The following is a 23,993-nucleotide window of genomic DNA, read 5'->3' on the forward strand; positions in this document are numbered from 1 at the left end:
TTGCAACAGGAGTCGAGATGCGTATCAAACTGATCAACCCGAATACGACCCAGCGCATGACGGACGCAATGGGCCGTTGCGCGCGGGAAGTCGCCGCGCCAGGCACCGAAGTGATCGCGGTAAATCCGACCATGGGGCCGCCGTCGATCGAAGGCTACTACGACGAAGCGCTCGCCACGCCGGGCCTGCTGGCGGAAGTCGCCGCAGGCGAGCGCGAGGGCTGCGACGCGTACGTGATCGCCTGCTTCGGCGACCCCGGTTTGTATGCGGCGCGCGAGGTGGCGCGCGGGCCCGTCATCGGCATTGCCGAGGCGGCGATGCATGCGGCGAGCGTGCTGGCGCCGGGCTTTTCTGTCGTAACGACGCTTGCCCGCACTTGCGGCATGGCGTGGCATCTCGCCGAGCGCTACGGGATGAAGCGCTTCTGCCGCAATGTCCGCGCGACTGATGTAGCCGTGCTCGATCTCGACAAGCCGGGTTCGGCGGCGCGCCGCATCATCCTCGACGAATGCCGTCGTGCGCTCGCCGAGGATGGATCGGACGCGATCGTGCTGGGTTGTGCGGGCATGGCCGAACTGTGCCGGGAGATCGAGGACGCGCTCGGCGCACCGGTGATCGAAGGCGTGACGGCGGCCGTGAAATGGAGTGAGGCGCTGGTCTCGCTGCGGCTTTCGACGGCCAAGCGCGGCGACTATGCGCGACCGTTGGCCAAGCGCTACGACGGCGCGCTGGAGTCGTTCAGCCCGGGCGCAACGGAGTTGCATCCGCAGTCGCCGCGCGGGTCGGCCGCGTCGGGTCCGGCCGATCCTAATCAGCAGCAAGCCGGCGCACACGTCGTCACGCATGGAGATTCGTCAAAAAATCTTCAAGAATCCGCAGAAACATCCGATTCAGCCCGGGTAAACGCGAAGGAATCGGCGCAGCACATACATTCAGTCTGACACGCACTATCTGCCCGGGTGTATGGGCGCATCCGGGTGTTTTCGCTACACTGATTCAACTCGGCGAGGGTGCCGAAACGCGGTTTTTGCCGCTGATTCAGCCCCGTTCGTACCCGCGCCGGCGAGACGCACATGCAGTCGCATCGCACGTGGACTTGCGCAAAAAGCTCACGTGTCAGGTGCATATATCGCCGCTCAGAGCGTCGCGCGAATTTTTCATACCGTCACCACGCATTGTCAAACCATGCCACTCGACTCGAACTACCCACGTGATCTGATCGGCTACGGCCGCCACCCGGTACAGGCCAACTGGCCGGGTCGAGCGCGCGTCGCAGTGCAATTCGTCCTGAATTACGAAGAGGGCGGTGAAAACTGCGTGTTGCACGGAGACCCTGGCTCGGAGCAGTTTCTGTCGGAGATCGTCGGCGCTGCCGCTTATCCGTCTCGTCACATGAGCATGGAGTCGATCTACGAATACGGTTCGCGCGCGGGCGTGTGGCGCATCCTGCGCGAGTTCGAAAAACGTCATCTGCCGCTTACAGTGTTCGGTGTCGGCATGGCGATCGAACGGCATCCCGATCTCGCGCGCGCCTTCGTCGAACTGGGGCATGAGATTGCGTGTCACGGCTACCGCTGGATTCATTACCAGGATGTGTCGCCGGAGAAAGAGGCCGAGCACATGCGCCTCGGCATGGAAGCGATCGAGCGCGTGACGGGCGAGCGCCCGCTTGGCTGGTACACCGGCCGAGACAGTCCGAATACGCACCGTCTGGTCGCGGAATATGGCGGCTTTCTGTACGACTCCGATTACTACGGCGACGACCTGCCGTTCTGGATGGACGTCGAGGTCAAGGGCGGCAAAACCGAGCCGCAACTGATCGTGCCGTACACGCTCGACACCAACGACATGCGCTTCGCCAGCCCGCAAGGTTTCAACACGGCGGACCACTTCTTCACCTACCTGCGCGACGCATTCGACGTGCTCTACGAAGAGGGCGACGAAGCACCGAAAATGCTGTCCATCGGCATGCATTGCCGCCTGCTCGGCCGCCCTGGGCGGTTCCGCGCACTGCAACGTTTTCTCGACCATATCGAACAGCACGATCGCGTGTGGGTGACGCGGCGCGTCGATATTGCGCGTCACTGGCGCGAACATCACCCTTACCAGCAAAACAACCGCGAGGCTGCGGCATGAAGGCGATGCAATACACACTCGACCAACTCAACAGCATCCCGGCCGACGCGTTTATCACAGCGCTCTCGGGCATCTTCGAGCATTCGCCGTGGGTCGCGGAAGTCGCCGCGCAACAACGGCCGTTCGCGAGCATCGACGAGTTGCATCGCAAGATGTCGGGCGTTGTCGAAACGGCGGGCGAAGCGAAACAACTGGCGCTGATCAACGCTCACCCGGAGCTTGCCGGTAAGGCCGCGGTGCGTGGTGAACTCACCGCCGAGTCGACCCGCGAACAGAGCGGCGCGGGCCTCGCGCAATGCACTCAGGAAGAGTTCGACAAGCTGCTCGCGCTGAACAGCGCGTATCGCGAGAAATTCGGTTTTCCGTTCATTCTGGCGGTTCGCGGCTATGACCGTCACGGCATCATCGCGAACTTCGAGGCGCGCGTGAACAACAGTCGCTCCGACGAGTTGCGCGCAAGCCTCGACCAGATCTACCGCATCGCACGTTTCCGGCTCGACGATCTGATCGATGCGTAAGCGCTCAGGCGTGATTTCGATCACGCCTTGTTAATGCGCACACGCATCGCAACTCTCGAATCGAAACGTTTTTTCAGCACCCACAATCAAGGAAGACAAAGATGGCACTCCCGATTCTCGATCCCAACGCACCGGAATTCACGCGCCGCTATGTGAATCTGGCGGACCCGCGTCTGGGCGCGCAGGCGCTCGAGTCCAGCGACGATTTCTTCGCGCCGAAGGAACGCATGCTGAATCCGGAGCCGGCCGTCTTCATTCCGGGCAAGTACGACGACAACGGCAAGTGGATGGACGGCTGGGAAACGCGCCGCAAGCGCGTGTCGGGCTATGACTGGTGCATCGTCAAGCTCGCGCGTCCGGGCGTGATCAAGGGGCTCGATCTCGACACCAGCCACTTCACCGGCAACTTCCCGCCGGCGGCCTCGGTAGAAGCCGCGCGCGTGGTGGACGGTGCGCCGAATCAGTCGACGAAGTGGACCGAGATCGTGCCGTCGTCGACGTTGCAGGGCAATAGCCACCACTATCACGAAGTCAGCGACGCGAACGCGTACACGCATTTGCGCGTGAACATTTACCCGGACGGCGGTATTGCCCGTCTGCGTGTGTATGGTCAGCCGCAAGTCGACTGGGCAGGCGCGAGCCGCACCGAGCAGTTCGATCTGGCCGCGATGGAAAACGGCGCGTATCTGGTCGGCGCGAACAACCAGCACTTCGGCGCAGCGTCCACGCTGCTGATGCCGGGTCGCGGCGTGAACATGGGCGACGGCTGGGAAACGCGCCGTCGCCGCGAGCCGGGCAACGACTGGGCGATCATCGCGCTGGCGCAGCCGGGCGTGATCAAAAAGATCGAAGTCGACACCGCGCACTTCAAGGGCAACTATCCGGACCGCTGCTCGATCCAGGCCGCGTTCGTGACGGGCGGCACCGACAGTTCGCTGGTCACGCAGGCCATGTTCTGGCCGGTGCTGCTCGGCGAACAGAAGCTGCAAATGGACAAGCAGCATTTCTTCGAAAGCGAGATCGCGGCGCTGGGTCCGGTCACGCACGTACGCTTTAACATCATTCCGGACGGCGGCGTGTCGCGTCTGCGTCTGTGGGGCACGCTCGCATCATGAAAACGCTCGCAATCGAACCGTTGACGAAAGAGGCGTTCGCCGCCTTCGGCGACGTGATCGAACTCGAAGGCGCGAAGCAGATTCCGATCAACCTCGGCACGACGATCCGCTTTCACGATCTCGCGAAAGTGGATGTCACCGACGAAAACGGTCGCACGCTGGTCAACCTGTTTCGCGGACAGCCGCGCGTGTTGCCGTTCGAAGTGAAGATGCTCGAACGTCATCCGCTGGGCAGTCAGGCGTTCGTGCCGCTGAACGACAAGCCGTATCTGGTCGTGGTCGCGCCGGCGGGCGATCTCGATGCATCGCAGATTCGCGCGTTCGTGACGAGCGGCTGGCAGGGCGTCAATTATGCAAAGGGCGTCTGGCACCATCCGCTGATCGCGCTGGGTGATGTGAGCGACTTTATCGTCGTCGATCGTGGCGGGGACGGGCTGAATCTGAATGAGCAGGATCTGGCCGAGCCGCTGTGGCTCACGGAAGATGCGTTGAGCGCGGTCGCGGTTTGAGGGTTGTCGCTGCGCGTGTTTGTGTCCCACGCGCAGCGCAATGTTAAAGAAGGCTCACGGCATGCAGGTGCCGTGGGCCTTTTTCATTGCGGCCGGCCGGTGCAAATCGCGCGCGCGTTGATTCACCGTTTTCCAAGCAAGGGCGAGCGCCCAATCACCTCACGCGCTTTTTCAGCCGGTTCGGGCGCGGAAAATCCCGCCGCCTCGATCGCGGGTTTCAGTCCCTTGAATTGCAGGCTTTTCTTCGACGAGCGCAACGACGCCATGCCGTCGTCCCACGCATGCAGCATCTGCTTCGCGACGGTGTGCCATTGCGGCTCATTGCGCGCTGCTTCGATCAGCTCATGGCCGACCGTGACCGCCGAATCGCACAACGCTTCGACCATCTGCGCGTACTGCCGGGGCGGAATGCCCATCCGCGTATTGAAGAAGCGCTCGAGCGTCTTGCCGGCTGCCCAGGTCTTGCGGCCGTCGATCGGCAGGCCCGGCGGATTCGCGGCAAATCGCGGGTAAGCCTGGGTCGTGACGATATCGTAGACGGGCGTGAATGCGACATCGTCGACGGACGTGTAGTACAGCGCAACGTTTTTCGTATGACAGTCGGCGTTGCGCACCACGTAGTTGGTCAGCAGATGCCACGCGAGCTGTTCCAGTTGAAGCCGCATGCTGTCGCGATCGAGCAGATAAGCCCGTGCGGCATTGAGCATTTTCTCGGTGGTCGAGTTGTATTTCTCATGCGGCGGCAGACCCAGCAGGCCGCACATGTCTTCGACGCCATAGGCGGGCAGGCCGTCGGCATCCACGTCGAAGCGCTCGACGATCAGCGCGCGGCCATCGTCCGACATCTGCGTACGCGCGACCTTTGCCACATCGAGCCGCTCCAGCACGCGCATCGAATAGAACTCGTTGAAGCCGAGAAACGGCGTGCTGTCGTCCGAGCCCTTGACGATGTGACGGCTCGTGCGGATGGTCGGCTTGCCGAGTGGCGTCGGTACAGCTTCGCTGTTTGCCTGCCGGTCCGGCGCGATGAATTTCGGCACCGCGCCCGAGATTGCCGCGCGTGCATATTCGCGCACCAGTTGCGAGAAATGGTCGGCGGTGTTGTCGCCATGCAGAATGTCCTGCACGTCGAGCGCCTGCAATTCGGTGCCGGGCGCGACGCCTTCGGGCGTGACGGTGACGCGCCCAATACCCATTGCACCGACCACCGCCAGCAACGAGAGATCGGTGCCATCGAGCAACGGCCCGAATTGCTCGCGGATCAGATTCAGCAGATAGCCTTCCGGCAGGTTCTGCCGGAAGAATGGATGCAGGTCGCGCGGCCAGCGCCACGCTTCGTCACGAACCGGCATGGCCAGGCTGACGAAATCGGCGGCATTTGCGTTGGCGTTGTATTTGAGAACGTAGTCGTCGCGCTCGCGGAACAGCGTGGCAACGGTCTTGCCCAGTACCTGAACGTCGAGTTTCATGAGTTCGCGTCCGGGCTGCGCTGTTCAGCGAGGATGTCTTCGAGCGTGCGCCCATGCCCGTGCGCGACGAACTTCAGGTCGTAGCCCGCTGCTTCGAGCAGACGCACGAGCACCGACACGCTCATATCATTTTTGGCGAGCGTTTCCATCCGCGCGACGGTGGTGCGCGCGACGCCCGCGCGCCGCGCCAGTTCTTCCTGCGACAGATTGCTTTCGCGTCGCACGGTTTTCAGCATGTCGGATACGTCGGCCAGATTGGTCATTTGTAGCCCCAAGGCATCAATTTCTGCGATTTGTCGCTTTATTGTAGCCTATGGGACACAAAAATAAATGACCGATTTGTAGCCTATGGGCTACATTTTGATCTGGTATAGCATTTTTTGTAGCTCTTAGGCTACCAAATGCGATTTAATAATTGGCAAATCGCGCGAAAGGGCGACAAAAGAAAAAGCGGGCTTCCCGCTTACGCGAAAAGCCCGCTTTTCAATGATGCCGCCTCTTCAGGCCGGCACGCTCACCCGGCCTTCAGTCAAAAACGACAAGCCGCGTGCGAATTCCTGCAAATCTCACTTCACCGCACCACCTTCGAACCACGCAGCGATTTTCATGCGCTCGTCGTCGGTCATATGCGTGACGTTGCCGAGCGGCATTGCCTTCAGCGTCACCGCCTGCTGATAAATCCGCTGCGCGTTCTGCGAGATTTCATCCGGCGTATCGAGCAACACGCCTGCGGGTGCGCTGCCCATCATCGTCGGATGCGCGGAGTGGCACGCCACGCAACGCTGTTGCAGCACCGGCGCAATGTCGGCCACTTTCACCGACGGCGCGTTCGCAGCCTGAGCCTGCGCGACGATCGGCTTCGGCATGGTCCAGACCAGCGCGCAGAACATCAGCGCGATGCCGACCAGCGGCAGATACCACAGCACCTGGCCACGGTGACGCATCACGAAGAACTGACGGATCAGCGCGCCAGCCAGCATGATGACCAGCAGCACGGCCCAGTTGTACGGATGCGTGTAGGTCATCGCGTAGTGGTTCGACAGCATCGCGAACACCACCGGCAACGTGAAATACGTGTTGTGCACCGAGCGTTGCTTGCCGCGTTTGCCGTAGATCGGGTTCGGCGTGTCGCCCTTGAGCATCGCCGCGACCATCTTGCGCTGGCCCGGAATGATCACGAAGAACACGTTCGCCGACATGATCGTCGCCAGCATCGCGCCCATGATCAGGTACGCGGCGCGGCCCGCGAAAATGTGGCAAGCCAGCCACGCGGCGATGAACACATACACGCCGACGCAGATGCCGAGCACCTTGTCTTTAGTGCCGAGCAGGCGGCACAGCGAGTCATAGACGATCCAGCCCGCCGCGAGAAAGCCGATTGCCGACGCCACTGCCACCACCGGACCCATATCGAGCACGTTCTTGTCGATCAGGTAAGTGGACGGCGAGAACAGATACAGCACCGTGAACAGACCGAAGCCCGACAGCCATGTCGTGTACGACGGCCACTTCGACCAGTGCAGATCGTCGGGCATTTCCGGCGGCGCGACGGTGTACTTCTGCATGTTGTAGAAGCCGCCGCCATGCACGTGCCACAGCTCGCCGAACACGCCGCGTCGGCGCTGGTTCGGGTCCGTCGGCGGTTTCAGGCTGTTGTCGAGCGCGACGAAATAGAACGATTCGCCGATCCATGCAATCGCGGCGATGACGTGGAACCAGCGAATCGCCAGGTTCAGCCAGTCGGTGATAAAGCCTTCCATGAAACTCCTCCACTTCTGATTCGTTGTATGCGCGATGACGTTCGGCCTTGTGCGGACCCGCTTGACGGGTCTCGGGCACGTATTACGTCACTGCGCCGACTGCGGGGTGAAAGACACGCTGCGCTCAGTTCGCAGCACGCCGTTTTTTAACAGTGCTTCCAGTCAGATCGCTGGGCCGAACCGCACGCGGTCGATTGCGTTTCGCGGACAGGTCGCCGGTGTCGGGCGACCCTCTGCGCAAGGCAATCGGACGCATATCGGCGTCAGCCTCCTAGCTGCCGCGATACGTGCTGTACGACCACGGCGACACCAGCAGCGGCACGTGATAGTGCGCAGCCGCATCGGCGACGCCGAAGCGCAACACCACGCGATCGACGAAACGCGGCTCCGGCACCTTCGTGCCGATCGACGCGAAATAGTCGCCCGCGCCGAACACGAGTTCGTATTCGCCCGCGACTAGCGCGTCGCCTTCGAGCAGCGGCTGGTCGCAGCGGCCGTCGTCATTGGTGAGGGTGGTTTTGAGCGCGCGGCGGGTGTCGCCCGACAGCGCGAAGAGTTCGACCTTGATGCCCGCGCCGGGACGGCCGTTCGCGGTGTCGAGCACATGGGTTGTGAGCTTTCCCATTCGCAATTTTCCTTGTGTGTTTGCGAGGTTTCGGCGGCGGCCCGATCCAGATACGTTTGCGGCGGATCGAGGCTCCACGTCAGTGGCTACATACCCGTCGGCGAAATGAAGCGAGCGCCGTGGCAGCCATTGTAAAAAGGATGTTCCGTCCAGCGCGCGCGAGATAGGAAAGATAAGCCCCGGCGCATGACAGACAGCCTGTTGAAAGCCACAGCATGCCGATTTGTTCGATCAATACGCTGAATCGAACCCACCGGCGGATCGTACCGGTGCCAAAAAAGGCCCACTATATCGGCAGCGTGAAGTTGGGTATCGCATTGGCGCGAGTTGTCAGCGTTTTTTTGGCCGTCGAAGGTTACGGCTGTGTGCCGCAGCAAACCCGAACTTGAAGTGTTGGGCTGCGGCACACAACCCGAAGACGGCGGAAGACGCTGGGTAACCGGGCCAACGGCGTTCGACGGGACGCGGCGGCACGGTGAGCGTGCGCCACATCGCGTTCGAACGGCTTTGCACGGAAGCATTGAAGCGGAGAAAACGAATGACGATGGAGCAGAAGGTGGAACAGACGGCAGGCAGGCCGAAGAAAACGATGCTGGTGAAGCACGCGGACGTGCTGTTCACGATGGACGGCGCCCGGCGCGAATTGCGCGACGGCGGCCTGTATATCGAAGACAACCGGATCGTCGCGGTCGGACCGACGGCGGACTTGCCGCAAACGGCCGACGAAGTGCTGGACATGCGCGGGCACCTGGTGATCCCCGGTCTCGTGAATACGCATCACCACATGTATCAGAGCCTGACGCGCGCGATACCCGCCGCGCAGAACGCCGAACTGTTCGGCTGGCTCACGAACCTCTACACGGTGTGGGCGAACCTCACACCGGAGATGATCGAAGTTTCGACGCTGACGGCGATGGCCGAACTGCTGCTGTCCGGTTGCACGACGTCGAGCGACCATCTGTATATCTATCCGAACGGCAGCCGGCTCGATGACAGCATCGTCGCTGCGCAGCGGATCGGCATGCGGTTTCACGCGGCGCGCGGCAGCATGAGCGTGGGGCAGAAGGACGGCGGTTTGCCGCCGGATTCGGTGGTCGAGCGCGAGCCCGACATTCTGAAGGACACGCAGCGTCTGATCGAGACGTATCACGACGAAGGCCGTTACGCGATGCTGCGCGTGGTCGTCGCGCCGTGCTCGCCGTTCTCGGTGAGCCGCGATCTGATGCGCGAGTCGGCGGTGATGGCGCGCCAGTATGGCGTGTCGCTGCACACGCATCTGGCGGAGAACGTCAACGATATTGCGTACAGCCGCGAGAAGTTCGGCATGACGCCCGCCGAGTATGCGGAAGATCTCGGCTGGGTCGGTCACGACGTATGGCATGCGCATTGTGTGCAACTCGACGATGCGGGCATCGAACTGTTCGCCCGCACCGGCACGGGTGTCGCGCATTGCCCGTGTTCGAACATGCGGCTGGCGTCGGGCATTGCGCCGGTCAAACGGATGCGGCTCGCGGGTGTGCCGGTTGGATTGGGCGTGGACGGATCGGCGTCGAACGATGGCGCGCAGATGGTCGCGGAAGTGCGGCAGGCGCTGCTGTTGCAGCGGGTCGGCTTCGGACCCGACGCGATGACCGCGCGAGAAGCATTGGAAATCGCGACGCTCGGCGGCGCGAAGGTGCTCAACCGCGACGATATCGGCGCACTGGCGCCGGGCATGGCGGCGGATTTCGTGTCGTTCGATCTGCGTCAGCCGCTGTTCGCGGGCGCGTTGCACGACCCGGTTGCCGCGCTGGTGTTCTGCGCGCCGTCGCAGGTGAGCTATAGCGTGATCGGCGGCAAGGTGGTGGTGAAAGACGGGCAACTGGCGACGCTGGAACTGGGCCCGGTGATCGAGCGGCACAACCGGCTGGCGAAGACGCTTTACGAAGCGGCCGCGTAGTACCGGCTGACAGGCAACCGAACCGCGCGAGCAACTTGCGGCAAGCAGGTGTGAAAAAAGCGTGAAAACCGGCGTAACAAGCTAATCGAGTTGCCCGCCGCCACCAGGCCTGAACGGCGGCGGGAAACTCTCAGTACGGAAGGTTCAAGGCTTGTCGATCAACGTTTTGGTCGCCTCGGCGACCAGGCTGCGCAACCAGCGCACTTCATCGGAGTAATGCACGCGCTCGTGCCACAACTGGTAGTACTGCATCGGCGGGAAATCGAGCGGGGCGGGCACCACGGTGAGCGGCAAAAACTTCGCGTAGTAATCGGCAAACAGGCGCGTCGTCGTGAAGATCAGATCGGACTTGATCAGCACGTACGGCGCCAGATTGAAGTACGGCAACGTGACGACCACATGACGCTTTAACCGCTCGCGCGCGAGGTGCACGTCGATCGCGCCGCGCTGGCCCACCGAGTAAGGAGTCGGCGCGAGATGCGGAGCATTCAGATACTGGTCGAGCGTCAGCCCGCCGCGTTTGGCGAACGGATGTGTGTTGCTCATCAGGCAGACGATCTGATCGACGAACAGGTTCGACAGATGCAACTGCTCAGGCGGCTCCGGCCAGTTGCCGACCACGATGTCGAGCTTGCCGTCTTCGAGCGCGAGTTCGTAGTCGAAGGCGGGCCCGAGCGAGTGAAATTCGAGCGTCGCATTCGGCGCGGCCTGGCGAAAACGTTCGACCACGGTCGGCACGAACAGCACGTTCAGGTAGTCGGGACAACCGATCCGGTAGCAGCGGATCGACGTCGCCGGATCGAAGTTGTGCTGCTGGAACTTGATGCGCTCGATTTCGCGCAGCGCGTTCTGCACCGGTTCGAGCAGGCGCAGGCCGTACTCGGTCGGCACCATGCCGGATTTGCCGCGCACCAGCAGCGGGTCGCCGGTGATGTCGCGCAGGCGGCGCAGCGCCGCACTGATGGCAGGTTGCGATTGATTCAGTTTGACGGCCGCGCGCGTGACGCTGCGCTCCATCAATAAAGTATGCAAGACGCGTAGAAGGTACGTATCGATCGCCTCGCGTTGCTGACTCATGACTTCTCCGAAATATATGTTCTGGCTGATCGAACGGGCGTGGGGGTATATGCGTTTTAATATGAACGAAAAACCGCGTCAAGGGAGGCATACCCGCAGAGCGCGCAACGGCGCGGGTTTGCGGGAATTTTGGCGGCTCGACTGACTGGGTCGAATTAGGTATTGTCACCCGGTTGTGGTGACGGATCGTCTGCCGGCGAGGTAGACGGACACGCTGTAACCGGCAGTCTCTGACGTACTACGGAATCACATGAGCGACTCTTCTTATAGCAACGGCGCCGCCGCGCAGCCGGCACCCAGGCCGGAACAGGCGACGCCCCGGCTGGTGCTTTCGGGCATCACCAAACAATATCCGGCCGTGCGCGCCAACGACGACGTCACGTTGATCGTCCAGCCGGGTGAAATCCATGCGGTGCTCGGCGAAAACGGCGCCGGTAAAAGCACGCTGATGAAGATCATCTACGGCGCGGTACGGCCCGATGCCGGCGAGATTCGCTGGGAAGGCCAGCCGGTCGAAATAGCGAGTCCGGCGGCGGCGCGCAAGCTCGGCGTCGGCATGGTGTTCCAGCATTTTTCGCTGTTCGAGACGCTCACGGTCGGCGAAAACATTGCGCTCGCACTCGACGAACCGTTCGATCTGAAGACGCTCTCCAAACGGATCCGCGAAGTCTCCGCCGATTACGGCCTCGACATCGACCCGCAGCGTCACGTGCATAGCCTGACGGTGGGCGAGCGGCAACGCGTCGAGATCGTGCGCTGCCTGCTGCAGAATCCGCGTCTGCTGATCATGGACGAACCGACGTCCGTGCTGACGCCGCAAGCGGTGAGAAAGCTCTTCGCGACGCTGCGCCGTCTCGCCGCCGAAGGCTGCAGCATTCTCTACATCAGCCACAAGCTCGACGAAATCCAGGAGCTCTGCGACACCGCCACGGTGATGCGCGGCGGCCGCGTGACCGGTCATGTGAAGCCGAAAGGCGAGACGCACGCATCGCTCGCGCAACTGATGGTCGGCCATTCGCTGCCCGACTACACGCGTCGCGAGCACAACCCCGGCGCGGTACTGCTCGACGTGAAGGAGTTGTCGGTCGAAAGCGACGATCCGTTCGGCACGTCGCTGAACAACGTGTCGTTCAGCGTGCATGCGGGCGAAATTTTCGGTATCGCGGGCGTGTCGGGCAACGGCCAGGCGGAATTGCTGTCGGCGTTGTCCGGCGAAAAGCGGGGCGCGCGCGCCGACGCCGTGACGATTTGCGGCAAGGCGGCCGGGCGGCTCGGTGCGGGCGGGCGTCGCGCGCTCGGTTTCGGCTTTGTGCCGGAAGAGCGGCTTGGACGCGGCGCGGTGCCCGCGATGTCGTTGTCGGAGAACGCGTTACTCACCGCGCATCGGCAGCAGATGGTGAAGTCGGGCTGGATCAGGTCCGGTGCGATGCGCGCGTTCGCGAAGCGCTGCATCGACGCGTTCGACGTGCGTTGCGGCGGCTCCGAAGCGCTCGCGCAAAGTCTGTCGGGCGGCAATCTGCAGAAATACATCATGGGACGCGAGATTCTGCAGGCGCCCAAGGTGCTGGTGGTCGCGCAGCCCACATGGGGCGTCGATGTCGGCGCGGCGGCGTTCATTCGCCAGCAATTGCTCGATCTGTCCGCGCGCGGCGTCGCGATCCTGGTGATCTCGGAAGAACTGGAGGAGTTGTTCGATATCTGCGACCGCATCGCGGTGCTGGCCGGTGGCAGACTGTCGCCGGTGCGTGCCACGGGGGCGACCAATGCCGAGGAAATCGGCCGCTGGATGGCAGGTCTGTTCGGCGGACGCGAAGGCGCGGCACCGTCGGCGGAACAGCCGGCGCATGCCTGACGATGCGTAAAGCGACGCCGGCTTCTTAAGCCAACCGGTTCGACCTCGGCTCGACAACAACAACGCGATAAATCACACGCTACCCATGATCTTTCCTTATCGACTCGAAGCGCGCACGACCCCCTCGCGGACGATGCAGCTCGCCGTACCGCTGATCGCCGCGCTGCTCACGCTCGCGATCGGCTTCCTGATTTTCAGCCTCGTCGGCCGCGATCCGCTGGAGGCGATGCACGCCTTCTTTATCGAACCGCTGTCGAGCGTGAACGGCTGGTCCGAACTGCTGCTGAAGGCGTCGCCGTTGTGCCTGATCGGCCTCGGTCTCGCGGTCGGCTATCGCGCGAACGTGTGGAACATCGGCGCCGAAGGGCAGATGCTGCTCGGCGGGATTGCCGCAAGCGGCGTCGCGATCTATTTCGATCAGGCAACCGGCTGGTGGATTCTGGCGCTCATGATGATCGCCGGGGTGGTCGGCGGCATGGTGTGGGCGGCGATTCCGGCACTGCTGAAAAGCCGCTTCAACACCAACGAAATCCTCGTCAGCCTGATGCTCACGTATGTCGCCACGCAACTGCTGATCTATCTGGTCAGCGGACCGTGGCGCGATCCGCAGGGGATGAATTTCCCGCTGTCGGAAATGTTCAGCGGCGACGCGCTTTACCCGACGCTGTACGGCGACTGGCATTGGAAATGGCTGCGCGGCACGCGGCTGAACGCGTCGGTGTTCGTCACGCTGATCGCGATTCCGCTCGTGTGGGTGTTCATGCGCAAGAGCTTCTCGGGCTACAAGATGAACGTCGGCGGTCTCGCGCCGCTGGCCGCGCGCTACGCGGGTTTCTCCGACAAGAAAACCATCTGGACCTCGCTCTTGATCAGCGGCGGTCTCGCGGGCCTTGCGGGCATGGGCGAGATCGCCGGTCCGATCGGCCAGTTGCAGGCCACGTGGTCGCCGGGTTATGGCTTCACCGCGATCATCGTGGTGTTCGTCGGGCGGCTGCATCCCATCGGCATCGTGCTCGCGAGCCTGCTGATGGCGCTGCTGTACCTCGGCGGCGAAGCGGTGCAAACCTCGATGCAATTGCCGCAGGCGCTGTCCGGCGTGTTCCAGGGGCTGCTGCTGTTCTGCCTGCTGGGCGCCGACCTGTTCGTGAACTACCGTGTGCGCCGCCGTTCGCTGGCCGCTCCCGCTCACTGACCCGTTCACCGTTTTTTCAGCCGATCTCATGGATATTCAACAAGCCAGCGCGCTCACTTCGAGCGCCGTCACCGCCGCGATTCCGCTGATGTTCGCGGGCGCGGGCGAACTCGTCACCGAAAAATCCGGTGTTCTCAATCTCGGCGTGGAAGGCATGATGCTGATGGGCGCCGTGAGCGGCTACGCGGTCACGGCGATTACCGGCAGCCCGTGGCTCGGCGTGCTCGCCGCGATCGGCGCGGGCCTCGCGATGTCGCTGCTGTTCGCGTTCCTCACGCTGACCATGCTCGCCAACCAGGTCGCCACCGGCCTGTCGCTGACGATCTTCGGCATCGGGTTGTCCGCGTATGTCGGCAAGCCGTACACGTCCGCGGCCGTGCGCGCGACCATCGACACGTGGACCATTCCCGGCCTCTCGAAGATCCCCGTGCTCGGCCCGGCGCTGTTCAGCCTCACGCCGCTCGATTACCTCGCATTCCTGATGTTCGCGGTGATCGGCTGGTTCCTGTACCGCACTCGTGCGGGTCTCGTGCTGCGCTCGGTCGGCGAATCGCCGCAGGTCGCGCACTCGGTCGGCTTTCCGGTGGTCGGCGTGCGCTATGGCGCGGTGGCCTTTGGCGGCGGCATGGCGGGCCTCGCGGGCGGCTATTACTCGATCGTCAATCTGCACCTGTGGCAGGAAAACCTGACCTCGGGCCGCGGCTGGATCGCGCTTGCGCTGGTCGTGTTCGCGACGTGGCGGCCGGGGCGTCTGCTGATCGGCGCGCTGCTGTTCGGCGCGGTGACCGGCCTGCAGTTTTACGCGCAGGCGATCGGCGTGCCGGTGCCGACGCAATTCCTCGCGATGCTGCCGTATATCGCGACGGTCGTCGTGCTGGTGCTGATTTCGCGCAATCCGAACACGATCCGTCTGAATGCGCCTGCTTCGCTGGGCAAGCCGTTTTTCTCGGCGGGCTGAGAACTGCCTGTCCCCACGTTTTGAATCATCCGATAACCACAGCTACACGTTGCACACGACAGGAGAAAACATGAAGAGAAGAAATCTGCTGACCGCCTTTGCGTGGGGCGCAGCCTCGCTCGCGCTCGCCGCACCGTTCGCACAAACCGCGCAGGCCGCCGACGCCCCGGGCGTCGCGTTCGTCTACCTCGGCAATCCGGGCGACGCCGGCTGGACCTTCGCGCACGACGCGGGTTCGAAGCAGGCCGAAGCGAAGTTCGGCAACAAGATCAAGATCACGCGCATCGAGAACGTGCCGGAATCGGCCGACTCGGAACGCGTGTTCCGCGATCTGGCGAACAAGGGCAACAAGATCATCATCGGTTCGAGCTTCGGCTACCAGGACTTCGAACTGAAGGTCGCGAAAGATTTCCCGGACGTCGTGTTCCTGCACGCTACCGGCTACAAGAAAGCGCCGAACTTCGGCACCTATGACGTGCGCATGTATCAGGGCGCTTACCTGGCGGGCGTCGCCGCGGGCAAGGTCACGAAGACCAACACGCTCGGTTTCGTCGCGTCGGTGCCGATTCCCGAAGTGATCCGCAACATCAACGCGTACACGCTCGGCGCGCGCTCGGTGAATCCGAACGTGCATACGAAGGTGATCTGGATCAACAGCTGGTTCGATCCGGGCAAGGAAAAGCAGGCCGCCGAAACGCTGATCGGCCAGGGCGCTGACGTGCTGCTGCAAAACACCGATTCGAGCGCGACGCTCGCGACTGCATCGGAAAAGCATGTGCACGCGTTCGGTTGGGATTCGGACATGAAGAAATTCGGTCCTGACGCGCACCTCGGCTCGGTGGTCGGGAATTGGGGCGTGTACTACAACGCTGCAATCCAGCAGGTGCTGGACGGCAAGTGGAAGAACGATCCGGTGTGGTGGGGCATCCCGCAAAAAGCCGTTTCGCTCGACGACCTGAACACCTCGGCGATTCCGGCTGACGGCCTCAAGCAGGTCGCGGCGAAGCGCGATGAACTGGCGAGCGGCAAGTGGGACGTGTTCACCGGTCCGATCAAGGATCAGTCGGGCGCGGTCAAGGTGCCGGCCGGCAAGACGCTGGGCGATGCCGATCTGCAACGGATCAACTGGTACGTGGAAGGTGTGGATGGCGCGTTGCCGAAGTAAGACGGCGCGCCGGGTTTGCCCCGCCACGGTCTGAAGAATTCAGGATCGACCGGGCGGCGGCCTTGGCAACCGTGGCTCTGAAATGCTGTGTCCCCTTTGAAGGGGGCACAGCTTTTTTTTTCGCCTTTTCAGTGGTCACATCTGGAGCCAGTAACCACGCGACGGCGACGCGTCACTCGATCCGCAAGCCCACCTTGATCGTCACCTGCCAGTAGGCCACCTTGTCGTCCTCGATCTGGCCCCGCGTTTCGATGACTTCGAACCAGTGCAGGTTGCGCAATGTCTTCGACGCTTTCGCAATGGCAGTGCTGATGGCGTCGTCGATCGATTTTTTCGACGAACCGGTCAGTTCGATCTGTTTATAGACGTGTTCCGACATGAACTTCCTCCTTTGAACTTCGTTGGTGTTCAAAAAGTATAGGCAACCGGGCCTTTGGCGCACGGCCGTTCCTGGAGCGAGTGAAGTCGCACGTCGCGTGCCTGGCGGCGTCCAGAAAGGCGCGGGACGGTTTGCGTGACGCCCGATGCGGGTTGCATGACAGGCGTCCGGTGTGCGCGTGGGTTGAATTCGCGATAACCTGCTAAAATATTGGGTTTTTCGCCGATATCACATTCAAAGGGACGCGCCGTGCTGTCTACCGCCAATATCACCATGCAATTCGGGCCCAAGCCCCTCTTCGAGAACATCTCGGTCAAATTCGGGGGAGGGAATCGCTATGGCCTGATCGGTGCAAACGGTTGTGGCAAGTCCACCTTCATGAAGATTCTGGGTTCCGATCTGGAACCGAGTTCGGGCAACGTGATGCTCGAACCGAACATCCGCCTCGGTAAATTGCGCCAGGACCAGTTCGCCTACGAAGACGTGCGCGTGCTCGACGTCGTGATGATGGGCCACGCCGAAATGTGGGCCGCGATGACCGAGCGCGACGCGATCTACGCGAACCCCGACGCAACCGACGACGACTACATGCACGCCGCCGAACTCGAAGCGAAGTTCGCCGAGTACGACGGCTACACGGCCGAAGCGCGCGCGGGCGAACTGCTGCTGGGCATCGGCATCGCGATCGAAGACCACAACGGTCCGATGAGCAACGTCGCGCCGGGCTGGAAACTGCGCGTGCTGCTCGCGCAGGCACTGTTCTCGAAGCCGGACGTGCTGCTGCTCGACGAGCCGACCAACAACCTGGACATCAACTCGATCCGCTGGCTGGAAGACGTGCTCAACCAGTACAACTCGACGATGATCATCATCTCGCACGATCGACACTTCCTGAATCAGGTCTGCACGCACATGGCCGATATGGACTTCGGCACGCTGAAGGTCTATCCGGGCAACTACGACGACTACATGCTGGCCAGCACGCAGGCGCGCGAGCGTCAGCAGAACGCCAACGCGAAGGCGAAGGAACGCGTGGCCGACCTGCAGGACTTCGTGCGCCGCTTCTCGGCGAACAAGTCGAAGGCGCGTCAGGCAACCAGCCGTCTGAAGATGATCGACAAGATCAAGATCGAGGAATTCAAGCCGTCGTCGCGTCAGAATCCGTTCATCCGCTTCGAGTACGAAAAGAAGCTGCACAACATCGCGGTGGTGGCGGAGAAGATTTCGAAGAAGTACGAACGCACCATCTTTAACGACTTCAGCGTCAGCGTGCAGCCGGGCGAGCGTATCGCGATCATCGGCGAGAACGGCGCGGGCAAGACCACGCTGCTGCGCTCGCTGCTCGGCAAGCTGGAACTCGATCACGGCAACGTGAAGTGGGCGGAAAACGCGAACATCGGCTACATGCCGCAAGACACGTACGAAGAATTTCCGGACGACGTCACGCTGATGGACTGGATCGACGGCTATCGTCAGGAAGGCGACGACGAGCAGATGGTGCGCGGCACGCTCGGCCGCCTGCTGTTCAATGCCGACGACATCCGCAAGTCGGTCAAGGTGCTGTCCGGTGGCGAGAAGGGCCGCATGATCTGGGGCAAGCTGATGCTGGGCCGCCACAACGTGCTGCTGATGGACGAGCCGACCAACCACATGGACATGGAATCGATCGAATCGCTGCAGATCGCGCTCGACAAGTTCGACGGCACGCTGATTTTCGTGTCACACGACCGTGAGTTTGTTAGCGGTCTGGCGAATCGGGTTATCGAAGTGAAGACCGATGGCACGTTGAACGACTTCGGTGGTAACTATGAAGAGTTCCTGACGAGCCAGGGCGTGCAGTAAGCGTCATTGACACGCGCGTTTTTCGCATCGCGCTCGTAGCTAGTTCACGAAAGCCCGCTTCTTTGGAGAAGCGGGCTTTTTTCATGGTGCGTCATTGCATCGCACCGTTTCCTTGATGAAAGCCGCTCCACGTGACCGGCATCAATCATTCAACACACGCACTCCATCCAATCACCAACCCATTGACCTGAAGCAAAACCCCCCGCGCCCGAGCGTCGATCATCACCGGTTCGATCACTCACCATCGGGCCAGTCAATGCTCAACTCTCATCCTTTCCCGCCGCTGGTGATTCGCGGCCGTTCGCTGCTGCCTATCGTTCAGGGCGGCATGGGCGTCGGTATCTCGGCGCACCGGCTGGCCGGCAGCGTTGCCCGTGAAGGGGCGCTCGGCACGATCGCCAGTATCGACCTGCGGCATCATCATCGCGACCTGATCGACGCATGCCGCCAGTCGCCCGATACCGCGACGCTCGAACACGCGAACCTCGTCGCACTGGAGCGCGAAATCCGCGCGGCCAAAGCGCTCAGCGAAGGCCGCGGCATGATCGCCGTCAACGTGATGAAGGCGGTCAACGCGCAAGCCGACTACGTGCGCGTGGCCTGCGAAAGCGGCGCCGACGCCATCGTGATGGGCGCGGGCCTGCCGCTCGATTTGCCGGACATGACGCAGGGCCAGGACATCGCGTTGATCCCGATTCTGTCGGACAGCCGGGGCGTCGCGCTCGTGCTCAAACGGTGGATGAAAAAAGGGCGCCTCCCCGATGCGGTCGTGATCGAACATCCGGCGCACGCGGGCGGCCATCTCGGCGTCGGCAACATCGCCGACATGCACGATAAGCGCTTTGACTTCGTGCGCGTGCTCGACGAGCTCGACACGGTTTTCAAGTCGCTTGGCCTGAACCGGCAGGACGTGCCGTTGATCGTCGCGGGCGGCATCAACAGTCACGAGTCTGTGCGGACGCTGCTTAACGCGGGCGCAAGCGGTGTACAACTCGGCACGCCGTTCGCGGTCACCGAAGAGGGCGACGCGCATCCGAACTTCAAGCGCGTGCTGGCCGAGGCGACTCCCGACGACATCGTCGAATTCGTCAGCGTGACGGGGCTGCCTGCGCGCGCGGTGAAAACACCGTGGCTCGCACGCTATCTGAAGCACGAGGCGAAAATCCGCGACAAGGTCGGCGCGCTCAAGCACGCATGCCCGACCGCGCTCGAATGCCTGAGCATGTGCGGCTGGCGCGACGGCATCGAGAAGTTCGGGCACTTCTGCATCGATACACGGCTCGCCGCGGCCCTGCGCGGCGACATAGCCAACGGCCTGTTTTTCCGCGGACGAGAAGCGTTGCCGTTCGGCCCGGCAATCCGCAGCGTTCACGATCTGATCGAACTGCTGCTGACGGGCAACACGCGACCTGCTGTCGCAGGGCGCTGGTCGTTTTCGCTGGGTTGATGCGGGTCAACGCGCACGCCGACGCGAGCTTCGACAATCCCTACGAATCAATCAACGACACGGGGAAACTTATGAAGTACGCGCTCAGCAAGAAAATCAAAACCGCCGCCATTGTCTCGGGGCTGCTATGCGCGGGACTGATGGCGCCGGAGGCGCGCGCGCAATCGGTGGACAGCGATCCGATGAGCGGCATTCACGCGGGCGACGTGCTGGTGCGTCTGCGCGCGATCAGCATCATGCCGGACGTCGGCACGAGCAACACGCTGTCGGCGCTCAACGTGGGCGTCAACAATGCGATCGTGCCGGAACTCGATTTCACCTACATGATTCGCGATTACCTGGGCGTCGAACTGATTCTGGGAACGTCGCGCCATCAACTGACATCGAGCCTCGGCAACCTCGGCGGCGTGAACGTGTTGCCGCCGACGCTGCTGCTGCAATACCACTTCAATCACGCGGGGCGCATTCGTCCGTATGTCGGCGCGGGTCTCAATTACACGCTGTTCTATAACAACGGTTTGAGCGCGGGCGGGGAGTCGATCGGCATCAGCAATCACAGCTTCGGACCCGCGTTGCAGGCCGGTGTCGACGTGCAGGTCACGCGCAAGCTGTTCGTCAACGCGGATATCAAGAAAATCTGGATGCACACGGACGCGACACTCGGCGGCGCGTCGATTGGCCGCCTGAACATCGATCCGTTGATCGTCGGGCTGGGTGTGGGTATGAAGTTCTGATCTTGCGCGGGACCGTGCCCGATGCAATGGGCGCGGCAGGCGCGGGCCGGTACGGATGTGCCCCGGGTACGGCGAAAAATTAAAGCTTGTCGTTCCTGAAGCGCATTGCCGTGCCTTCCTGCTCGATGCGCGTCCAGACGACGCGCTTTTCTTCGTCGCTGAGGAAAACCCAGTTGGAGACTTCGGCGGCGGTACGGCCGCAGCCTTTGCAGACGTCGTCGAACAGCGTGGAGCAGACGCCGATGCACGGGCTGTCGGGAAGATCGTGGAGATTCGAAGCCATCGGAAACCTTGGGGCGGGAAGCAAAGTTCCGCTATGTTAAACGATGACGCGCGGGCTCCCCGGCAAAGCTACCCGCCCGCCGCGAGTTGCCACAACAACGCGCCGTTAAGCAACACGATAAACGCCGCCGACAGCCACGCCAGCGCCAGCGGCACGCCGCGCACGCGCCATCCGCGCATGAGTCCGGCATCCGATGAATAGCGGATCAGCGGCACCACGGCGAGCGGCAATTGCAGGCTCAACACCACCTGGCTTGCCACCAGCAACTGATTCGAGCCGTGCTGCCCAAACAGCGCGACCGCGAATAATGCGGGGCCGATCGCGAGCGCGCGCGTCAACAGCGCGCGTTTCCAGCGCGGCAGCTTCAGCCGCAGAAAGCCTTCCATGACCGCCTGGCCGGCCAGCGTGCCCGTCACGGTGGCGCTCAGCCCGCAGGCGAGCAGCGCCGCCGCGAACAGGATGCTGGCCCAACGCGAGCCGACCAGCGGCGCAATCAGCCGATGCGCATCCGCGAGATCGGTGACGTCGCGGTGGCCGCTCGTGTAAAACACCGCCGCCGCCACGATCAGCAGCGCCGCGTTGATCACGAACGCAAACGCCAGCGAGCCGAACGTGTCGATATTGACGACGTGCAGCGCGGCGCGGATTTGCGTGTCGCTGTTGTCGGGCGCGTGGTGCTTCACGAGCGACGAATGCAGATACAGGTTGTGCGGCATCACCGTTGCGCCGACGATGCCCGCCGCCAGCCACACCATGCCCGCGTTGCGCAGCAGTTCGACGCTCGGCGCGGTGCCGGCCAGCGCGGCGTGCCAGTCGGGCTTCGCGAGCGCCAGCTGGACCACGAAGCACAATCCGACAAAGCCGATCAGCGCGGCGATCACCGCTTCGAGCTTGCGGCCGCCTTTCTGCTGGAGCGCGAGCAGCGCGAACGTGCAGACCGCCGACATCAGCACGCCGACCGTCAGCGACACGCCCAGCAGCAATTGCAACGCGACGGCGCTGCCGACCACCTCGGCGACGTCGCACGCGATGATCGCAATCTCGCTGGTCAGCCACAGGAAGAGGGTGCCGCGCCGGCTGGTGCGCTCGCGGCAGATTTGCGCGAGATCGCGGCCGGTGACGACGCCCAGCCGCGACGACAGCCATTGCATCAGCATCCCCATCAGGCTCGACAGCAGCACGATGCCGAGCAGCCGGTAGCCGTAGCCCGCGCCCGCACCGAGCGCGGTCGCCCAGTTACCGGGATCGATATAGCCGACGGCGATCAGCGCGCCCGCGCCGACGAACGAAAACCAGTGCGCCGGACGTGCCGCGCCATCGACGGGCACGCGCCGGCGTCGGTTGGGTCGCCACGCGGATGGATTCGTGTTCATCGCAGTGTGAGGGTCGGGACTGAATCCGGGGCAAGCCACGTGCCTGCGGTCCGCTCCTGGGTGCCTGCTTTGCCGGTGCGGAAGGCAGGCGTCGTGCACGTGAAGCAGGACCTTTGCAGGGCGGAGGAACCACACCGCAGCCAGATGGATTCACGGCACGCGATTCCCGGATTTGCCTTACAGCTCATTGTGCACTGTGAAACGCTCTACCGCTCATGCCCCTGCTGGTCACGCGGCCTCCCGAACTTGACAATGAGATAACAGCGCATCGGCCGAGCGTGTTTTTTTCGGGTAGACACGCGCGGATAACCCGCTAAAATTGCGCCCATTTTCCAGTGGTGCGGCCTGCGCTGTACCGTTTGCGCGACACCTCGGCGTTTTTTTTGGTCCGCGCAATAATTGGTGGTAGTTTTCGGGTTTTTCAGGGGAGCCGTGTGCGCAAAGCCGCGGCACGAGTGACGGCGACCGGCTCAGGCCGGCCAGGAGCGGAGAACGGGATGAAAAGACGGGTAGTAGGTCATGTGGCGGCGCTGGTCTTGTGCGCGGCCCCCTGGTTGACGGCCGCTGCGAAAGATACGCAGCTCAACGTGTACAACTGGTCGGATTACATCGCCAAGGACACGATCCCGAACTTCACCAAGCAGAGCGGCGTCACGGTCAAGTACGACAACTACGACAGCGACGACACGCTGCAGGCCAAGCTGCTCACCGGCAATTCCGGTTACGACATCGTCGTGCCGACCAGCAATTACGCGGGCAAGCAGATCGCCGCCGGCATCTTCGCGCCGCTCGACAAGTCGAAGCTGCCGAACCTCAAATATCTCGATCCGGCGCTGATGGCGCTGGTCGCCGGCGCCGATCCGGGCAACCAGTACGTGGTGCCCTGGGCTTACGGCACGACCGGCCTCGGCTACAACGTCACCAAAGTCCAGCAGATTCTCGGCAAGAACGTGCCGCTCGATAACTGGGACATCCTCTTCAAGCCGGAAAACATTTCGAAGCTGAAAGCTTGCGGCGTGTCCGTGCTCGACGCGCCGGACCAGATGTTCGCCGCCGCGCTGCACTACATCGGTAAAGATCCGATGAGCACGAATCCGGCCGACTACCGCGCCGCGCTCGACATGATGAAGAAGATCCGTCCGTACATCACGCAGTTCAACTCGTCGGGCTACATCAACGACCTGGTGGGCGGCGACGTGTGCTTCGCGTACGGCTGGTCGGGCGACGTGGTGATCGCCAAGCATCGCGCGGCCGAAGCGAAGAAACCGTACAAGATCGAGTACTACGTGCCGAAGGGCGGCGCGCCGGTCTGGTTCGACGTGATGGCGATTCCGAAGGACGCGAAGAACAAGGAAGCCGCGCTTGAGTGGATCAACTACATCGAAACGCCGCAGGTTCACGCCGCGATCACGAACGAAGTCTATTACCCGAGCGCCAACACCGAGGCGCGCAAGTACGTGAGCAAGGACGTGGCGAACGACCCGGCCGTGTATCCGTCGCCGGAAACCATCAAGACCCTGTTTCTGCTGAAGCCGTTGCCGCCGGAAATCCAGCGGCTGCAAACGCGGCTGTGGACCGAGTTCAAGTCCGGCCGCTGAGTGCCGTAAGACTGAACGGGTA

22 protein-coding genes are annotated in these 23,993 nt (G+C 62.6%); 14 read left to right on the top strand and 8 right to left on the bottom strand.

What is annotated here, in order from left to right; all coding sequences use genetic code 11:
• The first annotated feature begins 17 nt into the window (after nt 1-17).
• The 5 genes from ABH945_RS05345 (at nt 18) to ABH945_RS05365 (ending at nt 4,278) form a co-directional block, all read left to right on the top strand.
• Nucleotides 18-941 (top strand): aspartate/glutamate racemase family protein, encoded by a 924-nt coding sequence (locus ABH945_RS05345; RefSeq protein ID WP_429249928.1) that lies wholly within the window; start codon nt 18-20, stop codon nt 939-941.
• Between the two features lie 244 nt (nt 942-1,185).
• Complete coding sequence (puuE, locus tag ABH945_RS05350) at nt 1,186-2,136, top strand: allantoinase PuuE (RefSeq protein ID WP_429249929.1); 951 nt, start codon at nt 1,186-1,188, stop codon at nt 2,134-2,136.
• Nucleotides 2,133-2,654 (top strand): 2-oxo-4-hydroxy-4-carboxy-5-ureidoimidazoline decarboxylase, encoded by a 522-nt coding sequence (uraD, locus tag ABH945_RS05355; RefSeq protein ID WP_074764210.1) that lies wholly within the window; start codon nt 2,133-2,135, stop codon nt 2,652-2,654. Before puuE ends, uraD begins: the two co-directional genes overlap by 4 nt.
• 101 nt (nt 2,655-2,755) lie before the next feature.
• Nucleotides 2,756-3,769: an allantoicase gene (alc, locus tag ABH945_RS05360; protein WP_074764209.1), complete on the top strand. Its 1,014-nt coding sequence runs from the start codon at nt 2,756-2,758 to the stop codon at nt 3,767-3,769.
• Nucleotides 3,766-4,278 carry an ureidoglycolate lyase gene (locus tag ABH945_RS05365; protein ID WP_074764208.1) on the top strand — a complete coding sequence of 171 codons (513 nt, stop codon included), beginning with the start codon at nt 3,766-3,768 and terminating at the stop codon, nt 4,276-4,278. Before alc ends, ABH945_RS05365 begins: the two co-directional genes overlap by 4 nt.
• Before the next feature lie 122 nt (nt 4,279-4,400).
• On the opposite strand, the gene ABH945_RS05370 is transcribed toward ABH945_RS05365, so the two are convergent.
• The 4 genes from ABH945_RS05370 to uraH form a co-directional block, all read right to left on the bottom strand.
• Entirely contained in the window at nt 4,401-5,747 is a 1,347-nt protein-coding gene (locus tag ABH945_RS05370) for a type II toxin-antitoxin system HipA family toxin (protein ID WP_074764207.1), read from the bottom strand.
• Nucleotides 5,744-6,010 (bottom strand): helix-turn-helix domain-containing protein, encoded by a 267-nt coding sequence (locus ABH945_RS05375; RefSeq protein ID WP_074764206.1) that lies wholly within the window; start codon nt 6,008-6,010, stop codon nt 5,744-5,746. Before ABH945_RS05375 ends, ABH945_RS05370 begins: the two co-directional genes overlap by 4 nt.
• A gap of 303 nt (nt 6,011-6,313) precedes the next feature.
• On the bottom strand, nt 6,314-7,507 hold the full coding sequence (locus ABH945_RS05380; protein ID WP_074764205.1) for a urate hydroxylase PuuD: 1,194 nt from the start codon (nt 7,505-7,507) through the stop codon (nt 6,314-6,316).
• Nucleotides 7,508-7,778: 271 nt separating this feature from the next.
• Nucleotides 7,779-8,132 (bottom strand): hydroxyisourate hydrolase, encoded by a 354-nt coding sequence (gene uraH / locus ABH945_RS05385; RefSeq protein ID WP_144150373.1) that lies wholly within the window; start codon nt 8,130-8,132, stop codon nt 7,779-7,781.
• 538 nt (nt 8,133-8,670) lie between these two features.
• Between uraH and ABH945_RS05390 the strand changes: the two genes are divergently transcribed.
• Nucleotides 8,671-10,071, top strand: coding sequence for an 8-oxoguanine deaminase (locus ABH945_RS05390; protein WP_429249930.1), 1,401 nt, complete (start codon nt 8,671-8,673; stop codon nt 10,069-10,071).
• A gap of 144 nt (nt 10,072-10,215) precedes the next feature.
• Here the strand turns inward: ABH945_RS05390 and ABH945_RS05395 are convergent, their stop codons facing one another.
• Nucleotides 10,216-11,148, bottom strand: a complete 933-nt coding sequence (locus tag ABH945_RS05395) for a LysR substrate-binding domain-containing protein (protein WP_074764203.1) — start codon at nt 11,146-11,148, stop codon at nt 10,216-10,218.
• A 250-nt stretch (nt 11,149-11,398) separates the two neighbouring features.
• Between ABH945_RS05395 and ABH945_RS05400 the strand changes: the two genes are divergently transcribed.
• From ABH945_RS05400 to ABH945_RS05415, 4 genes are all read left to right on the top strand, one after another.
• Nucleotides 11,399-13,000, top strand: coding sequence for an ABC transporter ATP-binding protein (locus tag ABH945_RS05400; protein WP_429249931.1), 1,602 nt, complete (start codon nt 11,399-11,401; stop codon nt 12,998-13,000).
• A gap of 85 nt (nt 13,001-13,085) precedes the next feature.
• Nucleotides 13,086-14,192 carry an ABC transporter permease gene (locus ABH945_RS05405; RefSeq protein ID WP_429249932.1) on the top strand — a complete coding sequence of 369 codons (1,107 nt, stop codon included), beginning with the start codon at nt 13,086-13,088 and terminating at the stop codon, nt 14,190-14,192.
• Between the two features lie 28 nt (nt 14,193-14,220).
• The gene (locus tag ABH945_RS05410; protein WP_074766452.1) at nt 14,221-15,150 is read left to right on the top strand and encodes an ABC transporter permease; all 930 of its coding nucleotides are present in this window, start codon (nt 14,221-14,223) and stop codon (nt 15,148-15,150) included.
• 70 nt (nt 15,151-15,220) lie between these two features.
• Nucleotides 15,221-16,315 (top strand): BMP family ABC transporter substrate-binding protein, encoded by a 1,095-nt coding sequence (locus ABH945_RS05415; RefSeq protein ID WP_074764200.1) that lies wholly within the window; start codon nt 15,221-15,223, stop codon nt 16,313-16,315.
• A gap of 172 nt (nt 16,316-16,487) precedes the next feature.
• Here ABH945_RS05415 and ABH945_RS05420 read toward each other — a convergent pair whose 3' ends face one another.
• Nucleotides 16,488-16,694 (bottom strand): dodecin, encoded by a 207-nt coding sequence (locus ABH945_RS05420; RefSeq protein ID WP_074764199.1) that lies wholly within the window; start codon nt 16,692-16,694, stop codon nt 16,488-16,490.
• A 249-nt stretch (nt 16,695-16,943) separates the two neighbouring features.
• Here ABH945_RS05420 and ABH945_RS05425 point away from each other — a divergent pair, with 249 nt between their 5' ends.
• The 3 genes from ABH945_RS05425 (at nt 16,944) to ABH945_RS05435 (ending at nt 20,717) form a co-directional block, all read left to right on the top strand.
• Nucleotides 16,944-18,536, top strand: a complete 1,593-nt coding sequence (locus ABH945_RS05425; protein WP_074764198.1) for an ABC-F family ATPase — start codon at nt 16,944-16,946, stop codon at nt 18,534-18,536.
• A 256-nt stretch (nt 18,537-18,792) separates the two neighbouring features.
• Nucleotides 18,793-19,983, top strand: a complete 1,191-nt coding sequence (locus ABH945_RS05430; RefSeq protein ID WP_429249933.1) for an NAD(P)H-dependent flavin oxidoreductase — start codon at nt 18,793-18,795, stop codon at nt 19,981-19,983.
• Between the two features lie 140 nt (nt 19,984-20,123).
• Complete coding sequence (locus tag ABH945_RS05435; protein WP_429250368.1) at nt 20,124-20,717, top strand: OmpW/AlkL family protein; 594 nt, start codon at nt 20,124-20,126, stop codon at nt 20,715-20,717.
• A 79-nt stretch (nt 20,718-20,796) separates the two neighbouring features.
• Here the strand turns inward: ABH945_RS05435 and ABH945_RS05440 are convergent, their stop codons facing one another.
• Both ABH945_RS05440 and ABH945_RS05445 read right to left on the bottom strand, forming a co-directional pair.
• Nucleotides 20,797-21,000 carry a DUF1289 domain-containing protein gene (locus tag ABH945_RS05440; protein ID WP_429249934.1) on the bottom strand — a complete coding sequence of 68 codons (204 nt, stop codon included), beginning with the start codon at nt 20,998-21,000 and terminating at the stop codon, nt 20,797-20,799.
• Nucleotides 21,001-21,068: 68 nt separating this feature from the next.
• The gene (locus tag ABH945_RS05445) at nt 21,069-22,373 is read right to left on the bottom strand and encodes an Nramp family divalent metal transporter (RefSeq protein WP_429249935.1); all 1,305 of its coding nucleotides are present in this window, start codon (nt 22,371-22,373) and stop codon (nt 21,069-21,071) included.
• Between the two features lie 497 nt (nt 22,374-22,870).
• Between ABH945_RS05445 and ABH945_RS05450 the strand changes: the two genes are divergently transcribed.
• Entirely contained in the window at nt 22,871-23,971 is a 1,101-nt protein-coding gene (locus ABH945_RS05450; protein WP_074764194.1) for a polyamine ABC transporter substrate-binding protein, read from the top strand.
• Nucleotides 23,972-23,993 lie beyond the last annotated feature (22 nt).

The sequence above is a fragment of the Paraburkholderia sp. GAS333 genome (assembly GCF_050435665.1).
GTDB classification, from domain to species: domain Bacteria; phylum Pseudomonadota; class Gammaproteobacteria; order Burkholderiales; family Burkholderiaceae; genus Paraburkholderia; species Paraburkholderia fungorum_A.

Excerpts from the sequence above, each read along its gene's own strand:
- ABH945_RS05345 (WP_429249928.1), top strand. The coding sequence starts at position 18 with ATGCGTATCAAACTGATCAACCCGAATACGACCCAGCGCATGACGGAC.
- puuE (WP_429249929.1), top strand. The coding sequence starts at position 1,186 with ATGCCACTCGACTCGAACTACCCACGTGATCTGATCGGCTACGGCCGC.
- uraD (WP_074764210.1), top strand. The coding sequence starts at position 2,133 with ATGAAGGCGATGCAATACACACTCGACCAACTCAACAGCATCCCGGCC.
- alc (WP_074764209.1), top strand. The coding sequence starts at position 2,756 with ATGGCACTCCCGATTCTCGATCCCAACGCACCGGAATTCACGCGCCGC.
- ABH945_RS05365 (WP_074764208.1), top strand. The coding sequence starts at position 3,766 with ATGAAAACGCTCGCAATCGAACCGTTGACGAAAGAGGCGTTCGCCGCC.
- ABH945_RS05370 (WP_074764207.1), bottom strand. The coding sequence starts at position 5,747 with ATGAAACTCGACGTTCAGGTACTGGGCAAGACCGTTGCCACGCTGTTC.
- ABH945_RS05375 (WP_074764206.1), bottom strand. The coding sequence starts at position 6,010 with ATGACCAATCTGGCCGACGTATCCGACATGCTGAAAACCGTGCGACGC.
- ABH945_RS05380 (WP_074764205.1), bottom strand. The coding sequence starts at position 7,507 with ATGGAAGGCTTTATCACCGACTGGCTGAACCTGGCGATTCGCTGGTTC.
- uraH (WP_144150373.1), bottom strand. The coding sequence starts at position 8,132 with ATGGGAAAGCTCACAACCCATGTGCTCGACACCGCGAACGGCCGTCCC.
- ABH945_RS05390 (WP_429249930.1), top strand. The coding sequence starts at position 8,671 with ATGACGATGGAGCAGAAGGTGGAACAGACGGCAGGCAGGCCGAAGAAA.
- ABH945_RS05395 (WP_074764203.1), bottom strand. The coding sequence starts at position 11,148 with ATGAGTCAGCAACGCGAGGCGATCGATACGTACCTTCTACGCGTCTTG.
- ABH945_RS05400 (WP_429249931.1), top strand. The coding sequence starts at position 11,399 with ATGAGCGACTCTTCTTATAGCAACGGCGCCGCCGCGCAGCCGGCACCC.
- ABH945_RS05405 (WP_429249932.1), top strand. The coding sequence starts at position 13,086 with ATGATCTTTCCTTATCGACTCGAAGCGCGCACGACCCCCTCGCGGACG.
- ABH945_RS05410 (WP_074766452.1), top strand. The coding sequence starts at position 14,221 with ATGGATATTCAACAAGCCAGCGCGCTCACTTCGAGCGCCGTCACCGCC.
- ABH945_RS05415 (WP_074764200.1), top strand. The coding sequence starts at position 15,221 with ATGAAGAGAAGAAATCTGCTGACCGCCTTTGCGTGGGGCGCAGCCTCG.
- ABH945_RS05420 (WP_074764199.1), bottom strand. The coding sequence starts at position 16,694 with ATGTCGGAACACGTCTATAAACAGATCGAACTGACCGGTTCGTCGAAA.
- ABH945_RS05430 (WP_429249933.1), top strand. The coding sequence starts at position 18,793 with ATGCTCAACTCTCATCCTTTCCCGCCGCTGGTGATTCGCGGCCGTTCG.
- ABH945_RS05435 (WP_429250368.1), top strand. The coding sequence starts at position 20,124 with ATGGCGCCGGAGGCGCGCGCGCAATCGGTGGACAGCGATCCGATGAGC.
- ABH945_RS05440 (WP_429249934.1), bottom strand. The coding sequence starts at position 21,000 with ATGGCTTCGAATCTCCACGATCTTCCCGACAGCCCGTGCATCGGCGTC.
- ABH945_RS05445 (WP_429249935.1), bottom strand. The coding sequence starts at position 22,373 with ATGAACACGAATCCATCCGCGTGGCGACCCAACCGACGCCGGCGCGTG.
- ABH945_RS05450 (WP_074764194.1), top strand. The coding sequence starts at position 22,871 with ATGAAAAGACGGGTAGTAGGTCATGTGGCGGCGCTGGTCTTGTGCGCG.